This is a genomic window from Coleofasciculus sp. B1-GNL1-01, assembly GCF_040220235.1.
GTDB lineage: Bacteria > Cyanobacteriota > Cyanobacteriia > Cyanobacteriales > Coleofasciculaceae > Coleofasciculus.
Window position 1 is genome coordinate 16,711 of record NZ_JAVJTO010000149.1, and the last position, 21,087, is coordinate 37,797.

18 protein-coding genes are annotated in these 21,087 nt (G+C 45.1%); 9 read left to right on the forward strand and 9 right to left on the reverse strand.

Going from position 1 to position 21,087, the window contains the following annotated elements:
• Positions 1-173 precede the first annotated feature (173 nt).
• Positions 174-353 carry a hypothetical protein gene (locus RID53_RS33130; protein ID WP_446392141.1) on the forward strand — a complete coding sequence of 60 codons (180 nt, stop codon included), beginning with the start codon at positions 174-176 and terminating at the stop codon, positions 351-353.
• Between the two features lie 162 nt (positions 354-515).
• Here RID53_RS33130 and RID53_RS33135 read toward each other — a convergent pair whose 3' ends face one another.
• Positions 516-662, reverse strand: a complete 147-nt coding sequence (locus RID53_RS33135) for a hypothetical protein (RefSeq protein WP_446392142.1) — start codon at positions 660-662, stop codon at positions 516-518.
• 283 nt (positions 663-945) lie between these two features.
• A complete protein-coding gene (locus RID53_RS33140; protein ID WP_446392143.1) occupies positions 946-5,580 on the reverse strand; it encodes a tetratricopeptide repeat protein in 4,635 nt (1,544 codons plus the stop codon).
• Positions 5,581-6,063: 483 nt separating this feature from the next.
• Between RID53_RS33140 and RID53_RS33145 the strand changes: the two genes are divergently transcribed.
• The gene (locus tag RID53_RS33145) at positions 6,064-6,615 is read left to right on the forward strand and encodes an REP-associated tyrosine transposase (protein WP_446392144.1); all 552 of its coding nucleotides are present in this window, start codon (positions 6,064-6,066) and stop codon (positions 6,613-6,615) included.
• A 226-nt stretch (positions 6,616-6,841) separates the two neighbouring features.
• Here the strand turns inward: RID53_RS33145 and RID53_RS33150 are convergent, their stop codons facing one another.
• Entirely contained in the window at positions 6,842-7,843 is a 1,002-nt protein-coding gene (locus RID53_RS33150; RefSeq protein ID WP_446392145.1) for a caspase family protein, read from the reverse strand.
• A gap of 89 nt (positions 7,844-7,932) precedes the next feature.
• Between RID53_RS33150 and RID53_RS33155 the strand changes: the two genes are divergently transcribed.
• Positions 7,933-8,109 carry a hypothetical protein gene (locus tag RID53_RS33155; protein WP_446392146.1) on the forward strand — a complete coding sequence of 59 codons (177 nt, stop codon included), beginning with the start codon at positions 7,933-7,935 and terminating at the stop codon, positions 8,107-8,109.
• Between the two features lie 33 nt (positions 8,110-8,142).
• Here RID53_RS33155 and metH read toward each other — a convergent pair whose 3' ends face one another.
• Positions 8,143-11,721 carry a methionine synthase gene (gene metH / locus RID53_RS33160; protein ID WP_446392147.1) on the reverse strand — a complete coding sequence of 1,193 codons (3,579 nt, stop codon included), beginning with the start codon at positions 11,719-11,721 and terminating at the stop codon, positions 8,143-8,145.
• Between the two features lie 944 nt (positions 11,722-12,665).
• Here metH and RID53_RS33165 point away from each other — a divergent pair.
• Positions 12,666-12,905 carry a DUF4926 domain-containing protein gene (locus RID53_RS33165; RefSeq protein ID WP_446392148.1) on the forward strand — a complete coding sequence of 80 codons (240 nt, stop codon included), beginning with the start codon at positions 12,666-12,668 and terminating at the stop codon, positions 12,903-12,905.
• A gap of 359 nt (positions 12,906-13,264) precedes the next feature.
• Here RID53_RS33165 and RID53_RS33170 read toward each other — a convergent pair whose 3' ends face one another.
• Positions 13,265-13,648 (reverse strand): hypothetical protein, encoded by a 384-nt coding sequence (locus RID53_RS33170; RefSeq protein ID WP_006104366.1) that lies wholly within the window; start codon positions 13,646-13,648, stop codon positions 13,265-13,267.
• A 36-nt stretch (positions 13,649-13,684) separates the two neighbouring features.
• Here RID53_RS33170 and RID53_RS33175 point away from each other — a divergent pair, with 36 nt between their 5' ends.
• Positions 13,685-14,512 carry an EI24 domain-containing protein gene (locus RID53_RS33175; protein ID WP_446392149.1) on the forward strand — a complete coding sequence of 276 codons (828 nt, stop codon included), beginning with the start codon at positions 13,685-13,687 and terminating at the stop codon, positions 14,510-14,512.
• 131 nt (positions 14,513-14,643) lie between these two features.
• Here the strand turns inward: RID53_RS33175 and RID53_RS33180 are convergent, their stop codons facing one another.
• Both RID53_RS33180 and RID53_RS33185 read right to left on the reverse strand, forming a co-directional pair.
• Positions 14,644-14,865: a DUF2281 domain-containing protein gene (locus RID53_RS33180; protein WP_446392150.1), complete on the reverse strand. Its 222-nt coding sequence runs from the start codon at positions 14,863-14,865 to the stop codon at positions 14,644-14,646.
• A gap of 202 nt (positions 14,866-15,067) precedes the next feature.
• Positions 15,068-15,952 carry a sulfotransferase family protein gene (locus RID53_RS33185; RefSeq protein ID WP_446392151.1) on the reverse strand — a complete coding sequence of 295 codons (885 nt, stop codon included), beginning with the start codon at positions 15,950-15,952 and terminating at the stop codon, positions 15,068-15,070.
• Between the two features lie 168 nt (positions 15,953-16,120).
• Here RID53_RS33185 and RID53_RS33190 point away from each other — a divergent pair, with 168 nt between their 5' ends.
• The 3 genes from RID53_RS33190 (at position 16,121) to RID53_RS33200 (ending at position 18,276) form a co-directional block, all read left to right on the forward strand.
• The gene (locus RID53_RS33190; RefSeq protein WP_446392152.1) at positions 16,121-17,158 is read left to right on the forward strand and encodes an NADP(H)-dependent aldo-keto reductase; all 1,038 of its coding nucleotides are present in this window, start codon (positions 16,121-16,123) and stop codon (positions 17,156-17,158) included.
• Positions 17,159-17,272: 114 nt separating this feature from the next.
• A complete protein-coding gene (locus RID53_RS33195; RefSeq protein WP_446392153.1) occupies positions 17,273-17,953 on the forward strand; it encodes an urease accessory protein UreF in 681 nt (226 codons plus the stop codon).
• A gap of 77 nt (positions 17,954-18,030) precedes the next feature.
• Entirely contained in the window at positions 18,031-18,276 is a 246-nt protein-coding gene (locus RID53_RS33200) for a hypothetical protein (RefSeq protein WP_446392154.1), read from the forward strand.
• Between the two features lie 38 nt (positions 18,277-18,314).
• Here the strand turns inward: RID53_RS33200 and RID53_RS33205 are convergent, their stop codons facing one another.
• On the reverse strand, positions 18,315-18,482 hold the full coding sequence (locus RID53_RS33205) for a hypothetical protein (RefSeq protein WP_446392155.1): 168 nt from the start codon (positions 18,480-18,482) through the stop codon (positions 18,315-18,317).
• A gap of 1,004 nt (positions 18,483-19,486) precedes the next feature.
• On the opposite strand from RID53_RS33205, the gene RID53_RS33210 reads away from it, so the two are divergent.
• Positions 19,487-20,899 carry a response regulator gene (locus RID53_RS33210; RefSeq protein ID WP_446392156.1) on the forward strand — a complete coding sequence of 471 codons (1,413 nt, stop codon included), beginning with the start codon at positions 19,487-19,489 and terminating at the stop codon, positions 20,897-20,899.
• 7 nt (positions 20,900-20,906) lie between these two features.
• On the opposite strand, the gene RID53_RS33215 is transcribed toward RID53_RS33210, so the two are convergent.
• Positions 20,907-21,087: hypothetical protein (locus RID53_RS33215; RefSeq protein WP_446392157.1), on the reverse strand; the 181-nt coding region annotated here is incomplete at its 5' end.

Consider the following 21,087-nt stretch of genomic DNA (forward strand, 5'->3'; position numbering starts at 1 on the left):
CAGAATACCTCTGGAACCTCTCCCGATCAACTGATTCCTGAAGATAGTAACCCCCTTTGATCACGGCGATTAAAATCGCGGAACCACACCAAACAAAGTCAGCCGACGCGGACTTTAGTCAGTAGAACCTGTAGGGTGCGTTAACGAAGTAACGCACCGAACCAACCATCTGGGTGATTCCAGAGGTGGCTTTAGCGATGAGCGATCGCGTCATGTCTTTTCACTCTACTCCTGACCAGAATACCTCTGGAACCTCTCCCGATCAACTGATTCCTGAAGATAGTCACACCGAGATTCATGATGAAATCCACAACACTCAGGATATCGAGATGAAAATGCTCAGATTTAGTTAACAATTGATGCACCTTCATACAGGTTAAGTCATCCCATAACTCGCCCACCACACATAATCACTCGCTGACGACACATAGAAACTTATTGACCACACTCAAATACTCGTTAACCACACATAATCACTCGCTGACGACACATAGAAACTCTTTGACCACACATAATTACTTGTTAACCACACTCAAATACTCGCTAACAAATATCAAAGACTCATTGACGAGAATCAAAGACTCGCTACCCACACATAAAGACTCGTGGACGAGTATCCAAGCTTGGTTAATCAGGCTCAAAGCTTCGTTGATGAGTGTCAAAGCTTGGTTGATGAGTGTCAGACTCAGCCAACCTGAGCAAAAACCCTGGAACGAGAGGGTTAGTTCACAGAATTTGGACTTCAGCGAGGAGTGAGAGAATTGATTAGCCTGTCAGAGGAGGTTAGGGAGGGAGTGCTTGAGTGATAAATCTTGAAACGCTTATCCTAGAATTTACGCAAAGCTTCTATCTGTAACTGTAGGGTGCGTTAGCGTAGCGTAACGCACCATTGCCACCATATATGATGTACTGCGTAAGTCTTGCCAGTCACTCCTATCAACGCCATCAGGGAGAATGGCGTAATCTATAATGCAGGAGTTGCAGATTATTACGGTAAAGAATAGTATTGGGATGATTAGAGCCTAACGTGCGATCGGCAATGGCTAAAGCGTCTAGATAAAGCGGTTCAGCTTCCTGGTAGCGTCCTTGAAAAAAGTAGAGTCCTGCTAAATTATCTAGGCTTTGTGCGACATCGGCATGATTGTCTCCTAGCAGGTGTTTTCTCAGTGCTAAAGCCTCTAGATAAAGCGGTTCCGTTTCCTGGTAGCGTCCTTGAGATTTGTAGAGTAATGCTAAATTATTTAGGCTAGTAACAACATAGGGATGATTGTCTCCTAGCAAACGTTTGTACAGTGCTAAGGCGTCTAGAAAAAGCGGTTCAGCTTCCTGGTAGCGTCCTTGAGATTTGTAGAGTAATGCTAAATTATTTAGGCTAGTAGCGACAGAGGGATGACTTGCTCCCAGCAGGCGTTTGTACAGTGCTAAGGCTTCTAGATAAAAAGGTTCAGCTTCCTCGTAGCGTCCTTGAAAACGGTATAATTCTGCTAAATTATTCAGGCTAGTAGCAACATCAGGATGATTTTCTCCCAGCAGGCGTTTTTTCAGTTTTAAGGTGTCTAGATAAAGAGGTTCAGCTTCCTGGTAGCGTCCTTGAGATTTGTAGAGTTCTGCTAAATTATTCAGGCTAGTCGCAACATCAGGATGACTTTCTCCTAGCAGGTGTTTTCTCAGTACTAAAGCATCTAGATAAAGAGGTTCAGCTTCTTCGTAGCGTCCTTGAGATTTGTAGAGTTGTGCTAAACAACTCAGGCTAGTAGCAACATAGAGATGATTGTCTCCCAGCAGGCGTTTGTACAGCGCTAAAGCGTCTAGATAAAGAGGTTCAGCTTCCTCGTAGCGTCCTTGAGAATCGTAGAGTAATGCTAAATTATGCAGGCTGGTAGCAACATCGGAATGACTTTCTCCCAGCAGGCGTTTTCTCAGTTTTAAGGTGTCTAGATAAAGAGGTTCAGCTTCCTGGTAGCGTCCTTGAGATTTGTAGAGTTCTGCTAAATTATTCAGGCTAGTAGCAACATCAGGATGACTTTCTCCTAGTAGGTGTTTTCTCAGTGCTAAAGCATCTAGATAAAGAGGTTCAGCTTCTTCGTAGCGTCCTTGAGATTTGTAGAGTTGTGCTAAACAACTCAGGCTAGTAGCAACATAGAGATGATTGTCTCCCAGCAGGCGTTTGTACCGCGCTAAAGCCTCTAGATAAAGAGGTTCAGCTTCCTGGTAGCGTCCTTGAAAACGGTATAATTCTGCTAAATTATTCAGGCTAGTCGCAACATCGGAATGATTGTCTCCCAGCAGGCGTTTTCTCAGTTTTAAGGTGTCTAGATAAAGAGGTTCAGCTTCCTGGTAGCGTCCTTGAAATTTGTAGAGTTGTGCTAAATTATTCAGGCTAGTCGCAACATCAGGATGACTTTCTCCTAGCAGGTGTTTTCTCAGTGCTAAAGCATCTAGATAAAGAGGTTCAGCTTCCTCGTAGCGTCCTTGAGATTTGTAGAGTTGTGCTAAACAACTCAGGCTAGTAGCAACATAGAGATGATTGTCTCCCAGCAGGCGTTTGTACCGCGCTAAAGCCTCTAGATAAAGAGGTTCAGCTTCCTCGTAGCGTCCTTGAGAAGAGTAGAGTTGTGCTAAATTATTCAAGCTAGCAGCAACATGGGGATGATTTTCTCCCAGCAGGCGTTTGCACAGGGCTAAAGTTTCTAGATAAAGCGGTTCAGCTTCCTCGTAGCGTCCTTGAGAAGAGTAGAGTCCTGCTAAATTATTCAGGCTAATAGCAACATGGGGATGATTTTCTCGCAGCAGACGTTTGTACAGCGCTAAAGCCTCTAGATAAACAGGTTCAGCTTCCTCGTAGCGTCCTTGAGAAGAGTAGAGTTTTGCTAAATTATTCAAGCTAGTAGCAACATTGGGATGATTGTCTCCCAGCAGGCGTTTGTACAGCGCTAAAGCCTCTAGATAAACAGGTTCAGCTTCCTCGTAGCGTCCTTGAGAACGGTAGAGTTCTGCTAAACCACTCAGGCTAGTAGCAACATCGGGATGATTTTCTCCCAGCAGGCGTTTTGTCAGTGCTAAAGCCTCTAGATAAAGAGGTTCTGCTTCCTGGTAACGTCCTTGATAATGGTAGAGTTTTGCTAAATTATTCAAGCTAGCAGCAACATTGGGATGATTGTCTCCCAGCAGACGTTTTCTCAGGGCTAAAGCGTCTAGATAAAGAGGTTCTGCTTCCTGGTAGCGTCCTTGATAATAGTAGAGTTCTGCTAAATCATTCAGACTAATAGCAACATGGGGATGATTGTCTCCCAGCAGTCGTTTTCTCAGCACTAAAGCCTCTAAATAAACAGGTTCAGCTTCCTGGTAGCGTCCTTGAGATTCGTAGAGTCCGGCTAAATTATTCAGGCTAGTAGCAACATAGGGATGATTTTCTCCCAGCAGGCGTTTGAATAGTGCTAAACTCTCTAGATAAAAAGGTTCAGCTTCCTCGTAGCGTCCTTGAAAAAGGTATAGTTGTGCTAAATCATTCAAGCTAGTAGCAACATTGGGATGACTTTCTCCCAGCAGACATTTTCTCAGTGCTAAAGCCTCTAGATAAAGAGGTTCAGCTTCCTGGTAGCGTCCTTGATCATTGTAGAGTCCTGCTAAATTATTCAGGCTAGTAGCAACATCGGGATGATTTTCTCCCAGCCGACGTTTGTACAGCGCTAAAGCCTTTAGATAAAGCGGTTCAGCTTCCTGGTAGCGTCCTTGAGATTTGTAGAGTCCGGCTAAATTATTCAGGCTATTAGCAACATAGGGATGATTGTCTCCCAGCCGACGTTTTCTCAGTGCTAAAGCATCTAGATAAAGAGGTTCAGCTTCCTCGTAGCATCCTTGAAAAAGGTAGAGTTGTGCTAAATCATTCAAGCTAGTAGCAACATTGGGATGATTTTCTCCCAAACGTTGGACAGTAACAGATAGACAATCCTTACACCAAGGTTCAGCTTGATTATAGAGTCCTTGACCTTTGTAAAAACGACCTAATCCAACAAAAGGCACAATTAAATCATCATCCGTCAACCAGTCTTGTTGACTCCTCGCTGCTTCTGCAATATGAGGAATCACCGGATTGACTGCTTTAATCTCTGCCAATGTCGGCGTCTCTGGAATTTTCCTGGCTTCCCCTACCATCACCCGACAAAAATCCCGCTTCAACTCCTCCGCTATCCCTGACGCTTCCCGCTTACTAATCAAAAATTCCCGAATCAGGGGATGTAATTGATACAACTCCTTCCCTTGACGCTGCACTAAATGCAGATTCACCAACCCATAATCCCTAATTTCCTCCAACTCCTCCTCATCCATCTCTGTAAAACACGCCTCCACCAATCGCCAGGGAATTGGCGTCGCCGCAAATAAACTTAACCCTATCCCCAACTCCCGCGCTGACTCATCTAATTCTTGCCAACTCAACTCAAACGCATCTCTTACCCCCAATTGCGCCGTCATATCAGCCTCTGACTTCGGCTTTTTCAGCGCTAACTGTTCCAACCGTTTCGCCTGCAACCGAGATAACATTTCCTGTAACGATAAATCCGGTTTTCGCCGCAAATATCGCCCCACCAACTCCAAACCCAAGGGCAGATATCCCAACCAGCGACAGAGTTTTCGCCCTTCCCAGGGTTCGGATTGCAGCCGTTCTCGTCCAATCAGCGATTCTAACAACGCCAATGCTGCTCTGGGTTTCAGAACATCCAGGGGTAACTGGCGAATCGACGCCCCCAAGTCTAACCGTGTCGTGATGAGTACCTTAAACCGAGAAGCATCCGGGGGCAGATACTGCCGCACTTGCTGATAATCGGTGACATCATCAATAATAATCAGCACCGGTCCCGGCGGTAGCCAATTTCGCCAGCAGTACGCCACCTGAAGTGGTAACTCTAACCCCTCTGGAATGGATAAGGGTAAATACGCCCTGGCAAATTGGACTATCTGAATCCCCAAATCCACACCTCGCCCATTCAACCAGCACACGCCACCCAGGTAAACGGAATCTGGAAAACCTCTCTCCAAACCTCTCTCCTGCTCTTGAGAAGGCTTTGAATTCTCCCCCTTCCCTTGCAGGGAAGGGGGCTGGGGGGTTAGGTTTGATACGGTCACGTCTGTACGATTATGGGAATAGCGCCTAGCATATTGCAGCGCCAACTCGGTTTTCCCCACACCTCCCATCCCCGCCACCGCAGAAATAGCAACTTGCTGATTATCCTGTAACTGTTGATGTAGCGTAGCCAGGGCGGATTCTCGTCCCACAAACTGAACCACCCCACTGAGGGGCAGATTCTGGGGAATACCTGTGGGTTGAGGCTGACGCTCTGATACTATCTCTTGTAAGATTGCCTTAATCGTCTCGGCATCAGCACCGTAATAGGTAGGATTAATTTGAATATCCCCAGCTTGACCAATGTGACCGATATTAATATTGTGATCCCCTTCTTGCGCCACAATCTGGTCACCGCGAACAATCACCGCATCCCGCAGCGCGATAATATCGGCTTCAGTATGGGAATGGGTAGCGACTCGGTTAAGAATTGCCTGTAATTGCTCAAGCGTGGTCATAGTTTGTAGAACCCGTAGGGTGCGTTAGCGACAGCGTAACGCACCGAACCAACTATCAAAACTCGTCGAGTACGTTAACAAAGTAACACACCAAATCAATTACCAGAATCCGTAGGGTGCGTTAACGAAGTAACGCACCAAACCAACCATGAGAACTCGTCGGGTACGTTAACAAAATAACGCACCAAACCAATTACCAGAACCCGTCGGGTATGTTAACAAAATAACGCACCAAACCAACCATCAGAACCCGTCGGGTACGTTAACAAAATAACGCACCGAACCAACCATCAGAACCCGTAGGGTGCGTTAACGAAGTAACGCACCAAACCAACCATGAGAACCCGTCGGGTACGTTAACAAAGCAGACACACCAATGATGGGGGTACAGGTGCGTTACGCTATCGCTAACGCACCCTACAAACCCTACAAATAGATCTCATCGGTGGTATTTTAAAATAAACAACTCACCTCAGAATACCTATGCCTAACTACCGCCGAACTAAACATCCTGGTGGTACTTATTTTCTCACCCAAGTCACACATCATCGTCAACCTTGGCTAATCAGCGATATCGCACGACTTGCACTCCGCACGGCAATCACCCATGTTCGTCACAACTATCCCTTCACTATCAACGCCTTTGTACTTTTACCCAATCATTTCCATTGTTTATGGACATTACCAGAAGGAGATGGCGATTTATCAACTCGACTGCGATTAATTAAAACCTTTGTTACGAAACGCTACGGCAATCAATTGGAAATTTATGCCGATATTTCTTCCTCTCGACAAAAACGACAAGAACGCAATCTATGGCAAAGACGATTTTGGGAACATCTAATTCGGGATGATAGAGATTTTGCTAATCATTGCGATTATATCCATTACAATCCGGTGCGACATCAATTATGCCAGAGTCCGCAGGATTGGCAATTTTCAACGATTCATCGATTTATTAATCAAGGTATTTATCCGCCCAATTGGGGGATGAGTGAAATTCCAGAGATGTTTAACAGTATTTGGGATATATAGTTAGTCGTAGGGTGCGTTAACGAAGTAACGCACCGAACCAACCATCAGAACCCGTCGAGTACGTTAACGAAGTAACGCACCCAACCAATTATCAGAACTCGTCGGGTACGTTAACAAAGCAGATACACCGATGATGAGGGTAAAGGTTAAAGGTGTCTTACGCTGTCGAAAGGTGCGTTACGCTGTCGCTAACGCACCCTACGAATGACGAATGACAAATGACGAATTACGATTTCTTCTTTATCCTAATCTCTCCAGCACGGGCAATATTCCCGAAATTTACATTACCTGAACCTGAACTATCAACGGTTTGAGTTCCTGAGGCTATAGCCACATCTCTACCTGCAATAACTCTCCCCATTGTCTCAGCTACATCTGCTTCTACTGCTTCCCATCCATTCTCCGGTAAACCCTTCCCTCCCCGCAATAATGACACCGCAAAATCCTCGGTGACTAAATCAAAGAAAGGGATTTGTTCTTGTTGATATTCGTGCTGCACTGTTTCGGGAACCGCTTTTCCCAGATAATTCATTAAATTCGACACCCGCACCACTGTATCTCCTGGTTGATTCCCCGCCCCTTGCAGCGCTTCGATTAAATGATAGGTGTAGACACTCATCGCCCCATCCCCACGAATCCAAGACGACTGTGTGCCTCTTGAGGAGGTAAAAACCACCCGTCCTTCACCCTGTTTCAGTTCCTCAATAAACTGTTTCGGTAACGCCGTTTGTGCAAAATCTGTGGGTAGTTTAATCGGGACAATTTTATCCTTTGCTGTTGCCATCCCTTGAGCATGACAACTATCAATAATTACCAGCAATCGTTTCGCACAAATCTGGCGTATTGCCTCGGTAAAGGCTTGAGCCGAAACTGCCGAGTCGGGGATATCCACGGCTTCAATATCATGTTGAATCAAATAGTATTTACCCGTAGACTGATCTAGCCAGCCGTGACCAGAATAATAGATAATAATCGTCGCCTCAGTATCCGCCGCCGCTTGTGCTTTCAGCCAGGTTAATCCATCAACTATCGCCTGACGGGTTGCCCCAGCATCATACAATAAACGGATATGCTGTTCATCATTCAGATAACCACAAAGATTTGGATCAGTGAGAATTGACTGAATGGCGTGCATATCCTTTACCGTCACCGGAAGTGACCATTTCGGGTAAGCGGATTCACCCACACCAATGAGTAAAGCGTAACCATGAGAGAATGTAGTGGTCAAAGGCTTATTGAGCGTACCATTGATGTTAAGTATACACCCATACTGATATAGAGGCGAGGAGAGTGAACCAATGAGTTTAGTGATTCCCGATGATTGTTGTCAGTAATACCTCGCCTATTTTTTATCTTTCTACTATTGGTCAGCTTGATTTGCTGCGTCAACTCTACAATGAAGTCGTGATTTCTACGGCAGTTAAGCTTTCTAATCATTATACTGTCCCACAGAAAACCTTAAAAACGATGTGTTGGTGCGTTACGCTTCGCTAACGCACCCTACGATTAAGTGCGATTAAGGTAGAATTAAGCGCTGAAATATTTGGCGACGGGATGATAGGTAACGATCGCGGTGGTGGATTGTTCTGGATATAGCTGTTCACTTTCATCCATGTACAGGTTGATGCGATCGCACGCCAACAACTCCAGTTGCTTGTACTGATCCTGGATATTCGGACAAGCGGGATAGCCGAAGCTGTAGCGCGAACCTTGATACCGTTGCGCTAAGACATCTCGAATGGTATCCGGTTCCTCTCCACCAAAGCCTAATTCCCGACGAATTCGGGCGTGTGTCCATTCGGCTAGGGCTTCTGCCATTTGGACGGCTAAACCGTGATAGTAGAGATAATCGGTATATTGATCTGATTCAAATAGCTGCTTGGCGTATCGGGTAGCAACTTCCCCCACGGTTACCGCCTGCATCGGGAAAACATCGATAATTCCGGAGTCTTTCGGTGCAAAGAAATCCGCAATACACAGACGCCGTCCCGATTTTTGGCGCGGGAATTTAAATGTGGCAATCGGTTCCCATTTCTCTGGATTCTTCTCACCCCCTTGATTCATCAGATCCGGATCAAACAGATGCAGCGAGTTTCCTTCCGATTGACAAGGAAAATAACCATAAATGATTTGCAGATGCAACAAGTTCTCCGCTACAACTCGCTTTTTCCAGTCGTCGAGAATCGGATAAACTGTCTCTTCTAGAAACTGATTATACTCCTCACGGGATTGGTCTTTCGGTTTGCGGAATTGCCATTGTCCAGCAATTAGCGCCTGCAAATCTAGATACCAAAATGCCTCATCGATGGGAATATCTTCGGGTTGCAGAATCCGAGTTCCCCAGAAGGGTGGAGTTGGGCGATTAAGGTCTAAGGTGATATGTTCAGAACGGCGGGTATCTTCTACCTCTGGAACTGCTTGTTTTGCCGATGACTGCGGCTTCTCTTTCTTCTGATCAGATTTACCGTTTTCTGAGGGCTGATTGCTGCCATTGGGACTGTCATCCACTTCATCTAAGAAGCCTTTTAAATCATCCCACTTTTCACCCGCTTTAGCGGGCATGAGTTTATCCATGAAGTGTAAGTCGGAAAACGCATCTTTGCCATACACGACTTTCCCGTTATAAGCCGACTGACAATCCTGATAGACGAACTTCGGCGTTAATGCTGCACCGCCTAAAATGACGGGAACGGTGATTCCCTGTTCATTAAAGGTTTCCAGGTTATCTTTCATAAATGCTGTGGATTTCACCAGCAGCCCACTCATGGCAATACAATCGGCATTATGTTCTTTGTACGCATCAATGATGTTGTCTACGGGCTGCTTGATTCCCAGATTAATCACCTTATAGCCATTATTGGTGAGGATGATATCCACCAGGTTTTTACCAATGTCGTGAACATCGCCTTTTACTGTGGCAATTACCATGATTCCCTTGGCGTTATTATCCCCGTCTTCTTTTTCCATATACGGTTCTAAATACGCCACCGCCGCTTTCATGGTTTCGGCGGATTGTAAGACAAAGGGAAGTTGCATTTGTCCAGAACCAAAAAGTTCCCCGACAACTTTCATTCCATCTAAGAGGAAAGTATTGATAATGTCCAAAGGTTGATAGGTTTCTAAGGCTTTTGCCAGACTATCATCTAAGCCAATCCGTTCCCCATCGATGATGTGACGCTTGAGGCGTTCCTCAATTGGCAGATTTTCATCCACCGTGCGATCGCGCTTGGTGGTTTTGCCTTCAAATAGCTGAGTAATCTCCCCTAACGGATCATAGGTGCAGATATCGCCATCAAACTCCCGTTGATCATAAATCAGTTTCCGGCAAATCTCTTGATGTTCGGGTTCAATTTTGGCTACAGGTAAAATCTTACTGGCGCTAACAATCGCTGCATCTAACCCCACCGCCATGGCTTCGTGGAGGAACATGGAGTTTAATACTACCCTCGCGGCGGGATTGAGTCCGAAGGAGATATTAGAAACACCGAGAATAATATGACATCCGGGTAATTCTTCCCGCATCCGGCGAATGGATTCAATTGTCGCTTTCCCATTGCTTCTGTCTTCTTCAATCCCCGTCGAAATCGGTAACGCCAGGGGGTCAAAAAAGATTTCATGGGCGGGAATTCCATAGTCTATAGCTTGGTGATACGCCCGTTGTGCGATCGCGAATTTTCGGTCAGCGGTTCGCGCCATCCCCTCTTCGTCAATTGTCCCGACAATTACACCCGCGCCATACATTTTGGCTAAGTCTAAGACTTTCAGAAACCGTTCTTCCCCATCCTCATAGTTGGTGGAATTGAGGATACATTTCCCCCCGGCGACTTTTAACCCCGCCTCCATCTTTTGCCATTCCGTGGAGTCCAGCACTAGGGGTAAGGTAACATTGGTGACTAAACGGGAAACCAATTCATGCATATCCTGTTCCCCATCTCGTCCCACATAGTCCACATTCACATCGAGGACATGGGCACCTTCGCGTACCTGCGCCCTGGCTAAGGCAACTAATCCATCCCAGTCTTCTTCATTCAATAAAGTACGGCATTTTTTCGACCCACTGGCATTTAAGCGTTCACCGACAATTAGGAACGAGTTATCCTGCTCATAAGGTTGGGTGGAATAAATCGAAGCAGCGGCGGGTTCGTACTCTGGGTGACGTTCTTTTGGCGTCAGGGTTTGGGCAATTTCAGCTAATTGTTGAATATGTTCCGGGCGGGTTCCACAACAACCGCCAATCACCTGGACACCCAAGTCTTCGATAAAATGCATTAACGCCATTCTGAGTTCCATTGGCGTTAATTTATAATGGGCTTTCCCGCCCACATTTTCCGGTAATCCCGCATTGGGGATACAAGACACCACAAAGGGCGAATGCTGGGACAAATACTTGATATGATCCTTCATGCGATCGGGTCCCGTGGCGCAGTTGAGACCGAGAATATCGATGGGATAGCGTTCCAAAATTGCCAGGGCTGCGCCAATTTCGGTTCCCACCAGCATGGTTCCCTGAACTTCCACCGTTACCGATACCATAATCGGGCGGCGTTCCCCTTTCTTACGAAACACCTCCTCCACCCCATTCAGTGCGGCTTTAATTTGCAGCACATCCTGACAGGTTTCAATAATCATTAAATCGACACCGCCATCATAGAGTCCTTCGGCTTGTTCGACAAAGGCGGCTTGCATCGTGTCAAAATCAATATGTCCCAATGTGGGGAGTTTCGTGGTGGGTCCAATGGAACCCGCGACAAATCGGGGTTTTTCGGGTGTGGAGAATTCCGCTGCAACCTTTTTAGCGAGTTCTGCGGCGGCTTTATTCAGGGAATAGGCTTGATCAGCTAAATCATATTCTGCCAGAACAATCGACGCCCCCCCAAACGTATCCGTCTCAATCACATCCGCCCCGGCTTCCAGGAAACGACGATGTACCGTCGCCACGGCTTCCGGTTTGGTATGAACCAGATACTCATTACATCCTTCATACTTCGCCCCACCAAAGTCTTCAGCGGTGAGGTTTTGGATTTGCAGGTTGGTTCCCATCGCGCCATCGAAGACGAGAACCGGGCGTTGGGGACTATGAAGGCGAGTTAGGAAGGCACTGTTCATAACTGTCTTGGCAATCTGGGTGTAGATAAATATTAGTGTAGGCGCAATGTATGACTACACACAACCTGAGGTGAGGGGATGACGGGGCGCGATCGCACGTTAGACCCCATCCATACTCTACCTTGCCTCTAAGGACTAAAAGCTCGTGAACGGGAATTCCATTGTCAAACCCTTTCAATGTAAGCACTCAGAAATATCAGTTGATTAATCATCTCTTCGGATGAATTATTCGGTAGCCAATTTCAGCAAGCCTCGCAACTGCTGTCCAATCGAGCATTGTTGCTGTGAGGCGAGAACGATTCCTGTATGATTTCTTTCTGGGGTTATAAAATCACGATGCAAATTGACTTGGTGAATTTTTATTCTCATCCTAACTCGTTATTGGTGGGTTACGGCGGACATCAAATTAAAGGGTAACCATTGAAATGGCATAACCGCCTAACCCACCCTACTAGCGTGGCACACCTTATTTGGTCGATTAGCATTGGTTCGTAGTGAGGGCTTCAGCCCTCTCCAGATAGGCGTTAGAGAACTAAAGTTCTCACTACAAACAAAGTCCTATTTTAGTTGGATCACGCCACTACCTGTTTGAGAAAGAGGGCGGATGAGGAAGACAAAAGGACAAAAGATAAGGCAGAATGAACAGATAAGGTAAATTCTCCTCTCTCAAATCATCCAACATTAAACTATATGGGCAGACGGTCAACTCTTACACAATGGACTACATCGCATCAAGTCAACCTTGGGACGAGGTGCGTTCGACTGGACTAATATCCCAATCGTTAAATTTGAGTGTTTCAGAACATGAAGTTACCCAATGGATACAGAGCCAAACTGGGAGATAAACTGGAGCGGTATTCACTGAATATGCAGCATCCGAAGGGTAAAGACAAAGCTAACCTATTTAGGATTGCTATATCCTGTAGATCAGTGAGGATACAACCATGAATTTTAAAGAATATGATGTTGTGGCATTAACCGAAGAAATTCAGGCACTTCATAAAGAAACTCAACAGCCAATCCGACTAATACCTGGGCAAGTCGGCACTATTCTGATGGATTTTGAGGGTCGAGCCTATCTTGTTGATTTTGCTGATGCTCACGGCAAAACCTATGCTATGGAAACCGTCCCCGGTGAAAGGTTGATGCTCCTTGTCTATGAACCCCTTCTAGCTGTTGCCTAACATTGAAATGAACCTAAGTAGGTGGACACAATTAAAGTTAACGGTTGAGATTAGGGAACTGGGAACTGGGAACTGGGAACGGTAAGGCTTTGAGGGCTATTTACAAAACTTAATACAGTGCCGTTTTCTTTTGTCTGACTACTTAATACCTGGTTAATATTTACTCAAGCTTGGTTGTTGGTGGGTTACGGCGGATATTAAATTAAAGGGTAACAATTGAGATAGTATAACCGCCTAACCCACCCTACTTACTGGTGATTTTTTTTGAGGAGTTTAGGTTGGGTTTGTTAGCGTTCGTGTGGCGTTTCCAACGGTAGCGTAATGTATTCTATCGTCAAACGTTAGACATCGGCAAGTTATTACACCGATGCAAACTCAGCAAACACTTGCTCAATTACCTTTTGTGCCTTAGTATCCAGAGAATGCCAATCTACTTCACCGTCTTCATCAATTAGGCTGGTATCAATGTCAACCTCTTGGCTTTCTATTTCCGCATGAACTGGGGCGTACTCGCGAAAACAAACTTGAAAGCATAACTCCCACAAGTTAATACAGACAGAATGATCGGGTTTTTCTAAACATACCTCATGACCCGGTATTGGTGTCTGTACATCCTTATACGTGGCTTTCCAGGTGGTTTTCTCAAGCTGTTGGCGAATATGATCAACGATACGGATTAATGCGGGTTGCATTAAGAGTCCCGCTTGTTCCCACGCCTGAGTTGTTTTAAATTTGGGTTTCATTCTAAATGTCGAGAGGGAGGAATTCAGCAAGCAACAATGTTAAGACTACTGAGTGGATTTGGATTCGTGACGGGAGCCACTTACCCGTTGCGCGTGTTGGCAGTTTTCCGACGCACACCCCGTCTGTGGGGATATATGATTACTCCGATTCTGGTGAATCTGTGCATCGGGATTGCTTTGTATGCCGGATTACTGCTGTTGGGTTGGCAACAGGTTGACCGGATTACGCTTAGTTTATCGCAATGGTTGAATAATGCGATCGCGAGTCTTCCCCCTTGGCTGAGTTTCCTGGATGTCTTAGCGACGGGGATCAATTGGCTGCTGGATGTCGTCTTGGTGATTGGCTTACTGCTGATTACCGGATTTTTGCTCGTTCAGTTTGGCGTTTTACTGGGTGCGCCGTGGTATGGTCAACTCTCGGAACAGTTAGAAGAAATTCGCACGGGTCAAATTCACACGGTAGAGGTGGGATTTATTCAGGATATTTGGCGGGCGATTGTATTTGAGTTGAAGAAGTTAGTCCTAGGAATCAGCGTGGGCATTTTCTTATTAATGCTGAATATTCTACCCGGAATTGGCACTTTAGCCGCCGCCATCGGTGGGATTATCCTCACCGCCACAGTAACTTGTCTGGACTTTCTCGACGCGCCCTTAGAACGTCGCCGTTTACGATTTCGCTATAAGTTAGGAATTGTGTTTAAAAGTTTACCTGCCAGTGCGGGGTTTAGTTTAGTCTGTATGGTGTTGATTACGGTGCCATTAGTGAATCTTTTTACCATTCCTTTATGTGTCGCCTCTGGGACATTGTTTTTTTGCGATCGCGTGTTACCTAAGTTACCGCAATCTTTGAGGTTCGAGCATTAGTCTAAATCTAGATTTTCCTCCAGAGCCATGGCTGCGATGATAGCATCTGGTAATTTCAGAGTATACTGGCGACGGATAGTAATGGTGGTATTTTCAATTGCTGGAGTCATGGGTTGGTGTCAAGTAAAAATTTACTCCCACTCACGGCGTAGTACCTCCTGAATTTCGACGGGATCTTCGTTGAAATTGGGGGAGTCTCTCAAAATGCCCAAGTAGTTAGAAAGCAATAGTGATGTATGGGATGGGCGCGACTGAACTTTTAGGCGCAAAAACTCAGCAAAAGCCAACACCATATTGGCTTGGTCTTCGGGCAAAGCTTTGACGAGTTGGTAAACAGCTTCCGCAGTGGTCATTGGCAGGTGAGTTGTGTCGGGTGTTGCTTAAATCAGGTTATGACTTCAGTGTAACGAAAAATCAGTCGTTTCTAGTCTTTATTTTCGATTCAGTGACTCGAATTCACATCCCTATAGTTTTTTGCGATCGCGTCTTACCCAAGTTACCTCAATCTCTGGCAAAACCCAAGTAGGTTTACAACTCATTTACAAATGCTATAAATCAGTGACTGTTCAATACATGAGCTTTGTCAACCTTGAATCTATCCTCCATATAGCCGAGTATTTGCAATTCCCGACCTGCGATTTCATGAAACTGCTTTATCTCCGATTCAGTTAACTCTTTTTTCCACCGCCCTTGACTCGACTGATCAATGGATTTGGATAATTTGCGGAACTCTTGGCGAGTATCTTGAGTGATCGTGTTCTGGGAATAGTATTGAGGATTGATTTGTCTGGAATCATACTCTTCCCCAATAAAATCCATGATTTGCCTAACTACCTGTTCCGGTTTAGTCGTTAAGTCTTCATACTTAACATCCAAAATATTTTCATTATCTCCCTGTCTGAGTCTCGCGTTTACACATTTTTTCCAGTAGGACGCATAGCGGACAATACTCTTTCCTTGGGGAACATTTTGGTGATGGCGTGCGGAACAATAGCCGTCTCGACCATCGCGGAACATATTGATAAATTTGGCGTTGGGAAAGTGCTTTAATAAAAACTTCAACCTCAAAACATGCTGGGGAGTTTTTTCAATAAAACGCTGACCTCCTGTTTGTTGAGTGATCTGTTGAGTGAATTTATCGTAAAATTGCACAATATCTTGGGACTGCCCAATTAAATATGCTATATCTTTAGTGGTAAATCCTTCATAAGTAAACCCATAAATATCCCGGTACATAAACAAGCCCGTTTCATACCCAAAACTACTCAAATTAGGATGAGCGCCTAAAATTAATTTCATCAGGGTTGTGCCACTGCGAGGCGCACCAAACACGAAAATATGGGGTTCATGAGAACTCGTCTTCGGTAGGCGCAGAAAAATGTTTTTAGGAATGGCTTGGGGATGTTTTAAAAAAGAGCGAAGGGCTGTAATAAGGGGCATAGGGCTAACCTTTGAGTATTTTTATATGATCTGATAATAGTAAAATATTACTCGATGATAATTAAGATTTAACCTCGACTCAAAAAAAATTAATAATTCCTTGAGTTGAATAGTATCTTAATATTTTGTATTAATATAGACAGGATGACAATTATTTAATAATCAGGTATGGAGTACAAACAACTGGGGGAAAGCGACCTACGGGTTTCAGAAATCTGCTTGGGAACCATGACCTATGGTCAGCAGAACACGATAGACGATGCGAGAGAGCAACTGGACTACGCGATTTCCCAAGGGGTTAACTTTATTGACACCGCAGAAATGTATCCTGTACCGGGACGGGCGGAAACTCAGGGGAAGACAGAAGAGTATATAGGTGAGTGGTTAGTTAAGCAACAGCGCGATCAGCTCATTGTGGCGACTAAAATTGCGGGTCCCACGTCTCGGATGAGTTGGATTCGGGGAGAAAACCACCGAATTGACCGCCCCAATATCGAGCAGGCACTCGAAGATAGTCTTAAGCGCCTGCGTACTGATTATATTGACCTCTATCAAATCCATTGGCCCGATCGCTATGTTCCCTTGTTTGGCGCACCTGATTATGATCCCAAGCATGAACGGGACACCGTACCCATTGCGGAACAACTACAGGTATTCGCTGATTTCATCAAAGCCGGAAAAATTCGCTATTTGGGGTTGAGTAATGAAACCCCTTGGGGCGTGTGTGAGTTTTCCCATGTTGCCAAGCAGCTAGGATTACCCAAAGTGGTGTCGATTCAAAATGCCTACAGCTTGGTTAATCGCATCTTTGATATTCACCTGGCGGAAGCCTGTCGATTTAATCAGGTTGGGTTACTCGCCTATAGTCCCTTAGCTTTTGGCTTGCTGACGGGTAAATATCTCAACGGTATCCCAGAAAAGTCACGGCTAGCCCTATTTCAAGGATTTGGGGGGCGGTATGAGAAATTCAATCTCACTGAAGCGGTGAAGGAGTATGTGGACATTGCCCATAAGCATAACCTGACACCCGCCCAGTTAGCCTTGGCATTTGTGCGATCGCGTTGGTTTGTCACCAGTACGATTATCGGTGCAACAACAATAGAACAACTTAAGGAAAATCTGAGTGCGGCTGAGGTGACATTGGATCAGGATATCTTGGCAGAAATTAATGCCGTTCACGCCCAGTATCCGAATCCGACGCCCTGAGGGAGATGGGAACAGTAGGGGTTTGGTCTCCAAACCCCATTTCTTATGTAGGGGGAGCAGGGGGAGCAGGGGGAGCAGGGGGAGCAGGGGGAGTAAACAAATGACAAATGACAAATGACAAATGACCAAAGTTACCTTTTACGTTTGTTGCAACTAGCGAGTCCTGGCTTACCTGTCGGTGCTTACAGCTATTCAGAAGGATTAGAAATACTTGTAGAAAAGGGGATAATTAATAACCCACAACAATTGAAAGCGTGGATTGACCAAGAATTGAGCTATGGGGCGATTCGCTTAGAAGCTGCGATTATGGTACGAGCCTATCAGAGTCTTCAGGCTGACGATTTAGAGGCGTTGTCGTATTGGAATGCTTGGGCGAGTGCGGCGAAGGAAACCTCGGAGTTGCGATCGCAAAGTTGGCAAATGGGGAATTCCCTGATCCGCTTACTCGTGGAGTTAGAACCGGAACTTCAGTCTGTGGCGGGGAGAGTGGGAACTCCCTGCAATTATGCGATCGCCTTTGGTACTGTAGCCGCGTACTGGCAAATTAACCTCATGGATGCTTTATTGGGCTATTTACACAGTTGGGCATCCAATCTGATTAATACAGGTGTGAAATTGATTCCTTTGGGTCAAACCGCCGGACAACAACTGCTGCTGGAACTTGCCCCTCAGCTATCCCTTGCTAGCCAAGAGGTTTTGACACTAGACGATGAACAGTTGCACAGTTGCTCGTGGGGGTTAGCCCTCTCTAGCATGGCTCACGAAATCCAATATACGCGATTATTTCGTAGTTAAAGATATTTTGTACTGGTGTCAGTTGTCTATCGGATAGTTCTATGCTACCTTAAAAGTTTTTCAAATTTGAGGAAGCTATGAGTCAACGAACCCAGATCAATCTTCGCATAGACAACGAATTGCTCCAAGCGCTACGCGAAAAATGTGCGTCGGAAGGCTGCACGCAGACGGAGTTTATTACCAATGCCATCAAATCGTCATTAGGTATCCCGATTACCCAAGCTAATCTGATTGAGATCGATGAAAGAATCGCTGCCCATATTCAACCCATTCGAGAAGAGTTAGATCAGTTGAGGGCAGCGTTGGGGGAATTCGCCGCCTGAGGGTGGAAGATGACACTCTCAGGCAACAGGTTCCACCATTATCCAACTTGGAGGCAATTCGCGATCGCATCCTTGGCAACTTGAATCTCGGTAGGAATGCAGTTGCCTACAAAGCCGCCCATAAAGTCCTCGATGAGTTTATTGGCGAATTGTACAGCAAATAGAGGATCACCAAAAGCGGTGACGACTATAGTGCCTTGGTTCATGGTTCATTAACTTTGAACCATGAACTTTGAACCATGAACTTGGTGCTTCGCGAGTATCATGTCTCTTGCGTCTGGTAAAGTCCCACGTTTTTTAGCGTGGGATATATTTTTTTTATTCTCTTTAATTTTATATAGTTTAGCTATACAAATGCTATATATTTAGCCAGAACCTGATAATCAAAAATACTTAATATCTAGGAAGAAAGATTAATCATGTCAGGGAAATTACGGATGAATTGGGGAATAAATATCCCCATACCTAAGCCAAATGGCTTAGGGATATTCCCCTAAAATTTGGGCTGACTAAGCGCTGAAATGCCTATAGTTAAAAGATTAATAGCTTGCCTTCCTGCAATAGAGCTATACGTAGTAAACTTACGTCATTATGCTGAGGTAATTAGCAGCACGATAAGCCGACAATAAGAAGACGTAATGACTTAAACCAGAAAAAGTGAACAAACCTTTACAAAAAATTTATGCTCACTTTACTGAATGGCTAGTGAAATCCTCTACCATAAAGACAGAGTAAGTCTGAATGAGTTGTGAAATAGCAATCCTTGCTGGGTAAACTTTCCAGCCTCATTTGTTAAAAATCAATTATTAAGACTGGCGATAGTGAGTGTAAGCAACTTTCTCAAAACGTCTACGTATAATTACTCCAGATACAACACAATCTGAACTATCACAGCAGTGCATCTCCACAACGCCTAAGTGAGGGGCTGGCTCGCGTCCATCGGTGACAGCGAAAACTCATCTAATCTGGGTAATTTACCAAATTCTGTAATATTAACGGCAAGCGCTGAATTTAAATGCCAACCCAATGAACCCAGTTGTTTATGCCGCTCTCCAAACAAGACTGTATGGAATTGTCCCAGTTGATTATCCCAGTCTGATGGTATTAGCACGACTCAGTGCAGTCTGTTCCTCCGTTCTCAACTTGGCTAGTTGCTTTCATCATCCCTAATCACTTTCATGCTGTATTCCCAGGAGTTCAAGCTAAAATTATGACCAATCAATTCGAGCGAGCAATTGGATATTCACAAAACTGGACTGAATTTCTTAGCACTGGCGCATTTCCCTTCACCCCTTGTCCAATCGCCAATACTGAAAATCTAGCGACCCAACTTTTCTCCTGCGCGAGTGAGAAATTCACAGGTTGCTTAGATATTGAAGCTTCTCAACGCCAACACTGGAATTTATATTTTTCCCAAGGTTTAATCTGTGGTGGAAGTGGCATACATCCCCGTCGCAGTTGGTTGCGCCAGCTTTATCGCTACTGTCCCCAACTGATGAAGGATAGGACTGCCAACCATTCCCAGCCGTTTCCTAGTGACAATTACGATGCCTTAGCGGAATTAGTAATACAGGGAAAGCTTCGGTCAGAGCAAATGACAGAAGTTGTCGAAAGCTATATTCTGGAAATCTTCTTTGATCTGATTCAACACCTAGAACAGCTATCTTCTTCCTCAAACTGGCAACTCAGTTATAGTCAAATTGCTCAAGACCAGATGGATTCAGCTTTAGTCACCATTGATGTTGATGAAATGTGGAGGCAAGCGTTAAAACTGTGGCGAAGCTGGCAAAGCGCCAATTTAACCGACATTTCTCCTAATTTAGCGCCTCAGGCATTAAACCCTGAGAAATTGCAACAACAGTTTTCCCAGATGCTCTATGATAACCTCAGTGGTTTGGGAGGTATGAATCAGATGTTTAAAGGGTTGCAAGAAGAAACCTCTCAATTCCCATCAGATAACCTGATTGCGGCGATGGATGGCAATCAAACATTACGGGACTTAGCTGTTCATTTGAATCGGAATCTTGTACTTCTGACTCAGCCTATCATGCCCTATATTCGTCAAGGGTTAGTGGAACTGAATCAGGTTGAGGATGTGAGTTTCAGCGCTGCATTACCAACGCAGCGAGAATTTTCATCAGCCGAAACTCCTGCCACTCCAGTAAAATCGAAATCGAAAAGTCCCTTAATTGCCTGTATCGAGGATAGCTCATTTGATTTAGTGCTGATGAATCATATTCTCACTCAAGCCGGTTATCCGTTTATCAATATTGAGGATCAGGAAAAAGCATTATCGCTATTGATAGAACACAAACCTGATCTGATTTTCTTAGATTTAGTCATGCCGATTGCGAATGGGTATGAAATCTGCTCCCAAATTCGTCGGGTTCCCTTTTTCAAATCCACCCCGGTGATTATTGTAACGGGTAAGGATGGGATTATTGACCGGACACGGGCAAAAATTGTCGGCGCGTCAGATTTTATCACCAAGCCGATTAACAAAGATAAAATGTTCCAAGCATTACAAACCTATCTTCCCCAGTCTCCGGTTAACCAGTTTCAGGATAAATCAATGTTTGCTGATTGGTCTATCCAACCGCCGATTCAATACTCTCTGATGTAAGTAAGGGTTACTGAATAACTAGGGTCTGCTGAATAACTCTTGTGGTAGGGAGAGGCAATAGGCAATAGGCAACACCTCGGCTTACCTCGACTCCGCTCGGTAACACGCTCGGTGTTTCATGGGCAATGGTTTCAACCCTCTGTCGAGGGAAAATTCGGCGCTGAGGTTGGCAAAAATTCCAGGATGCA

Bases quoted from the DNA above. Each gene is read 5' to 3' on its own strand.
- RID53_RS33140 (WP_446392143.1), bottom strand. From the start codon at position 5,580: ATGACCACGCTTGAGCAATTACAGGCAATTCTTAACCGAGTCGCTACC.
- RID53_RS33145 (WP_446392144.1), top strand. From the start codon at position 6,064: ATGCCTAACTACCGCCGAACTAAACATCCTGGTGGTACTTATTTTCTC.
- RID53_RS33155 (WP_446392146.1), top strand. From the start codon at position 7,933: ATGATTGTTGTCAGTAATACCTCGCCTATTTTTTATCTTTCTACTATT.
- metH (WP_446392147.1), bottom strand. From the start codon at position 11,721: ATGAACAGTGCCTTCCTAACTCGCCTTCATAGTCCCCAACGCCCGGTT.
- RID53_RS33165 (WP_446392148.1), top strand. From the start codon at position 12,666: ATGAATTTTAAAGAATATGATGTTGTGGCATTAACCGAAGAAATTCAG.
- RID53_RS33170 (WP_006104366.1), bottom strand. From the start codon at position 13,648: ATGAAACCCAAATTTAAAACAACTCAGGCGTGGGAACAAGCGGGACTC.
- RID53_RS33175 (WP_446392149.1), top strand. From the start codon at position 13,685: ATGTTAAGACTACTGAGTGGATTTGGATTCGTGACGGGAGCCACTTAC.
- RID53_RS33180 (WP_446392150.1), bottom strand. From the start codon at position 14,865: ATGACCACTGCGGAAGCTGTTTACCAACTCGTCAAAGCTTTGCCCGAA.
- RID53_RS33185 (WP_446392151.1), bottom strand. From the start codon at position 15,952: ATGCCCCTTATTACAGCCCTTCGCTCTTTTTTAAAACATCCCCAAGCC.
- RID53_RS33190 (WP_446392152.1), top strand. From the start codon at position 16,121: ATGGAGTACAAACAACTGGGGGAAAGCGACCTACGGGTTTCAGAAATC.
- RID53_RS33195 (WP_446392153.1), top strand. From the start codon at position 17,273: ATGACAAATGACCAAAGTTACCTTTTACGTTTGTTGCAACTAGCGAGT.
- RID53_RS33200 (WP_446392154.1), top strand. From the start codon at position 18,031: ATGAGTCAACGAACCCAGATCAATCTTCGCATAGACAACGAATTGCTC.
- RID53_RS33205 (WP_446392155.1), bottom strand. From the start codon at position 18,482: ATGAACCAAGGCACTATAGTCGTCACCGCTTTTGGTGATCCTCTATTT.
- RID53_RS33210 (WP_446392156.1), top strand. From the start codon at position 19,487: ATGACCAATCAATTCGAGCGAGCAATTGGATATTCACAAAACTGGACT.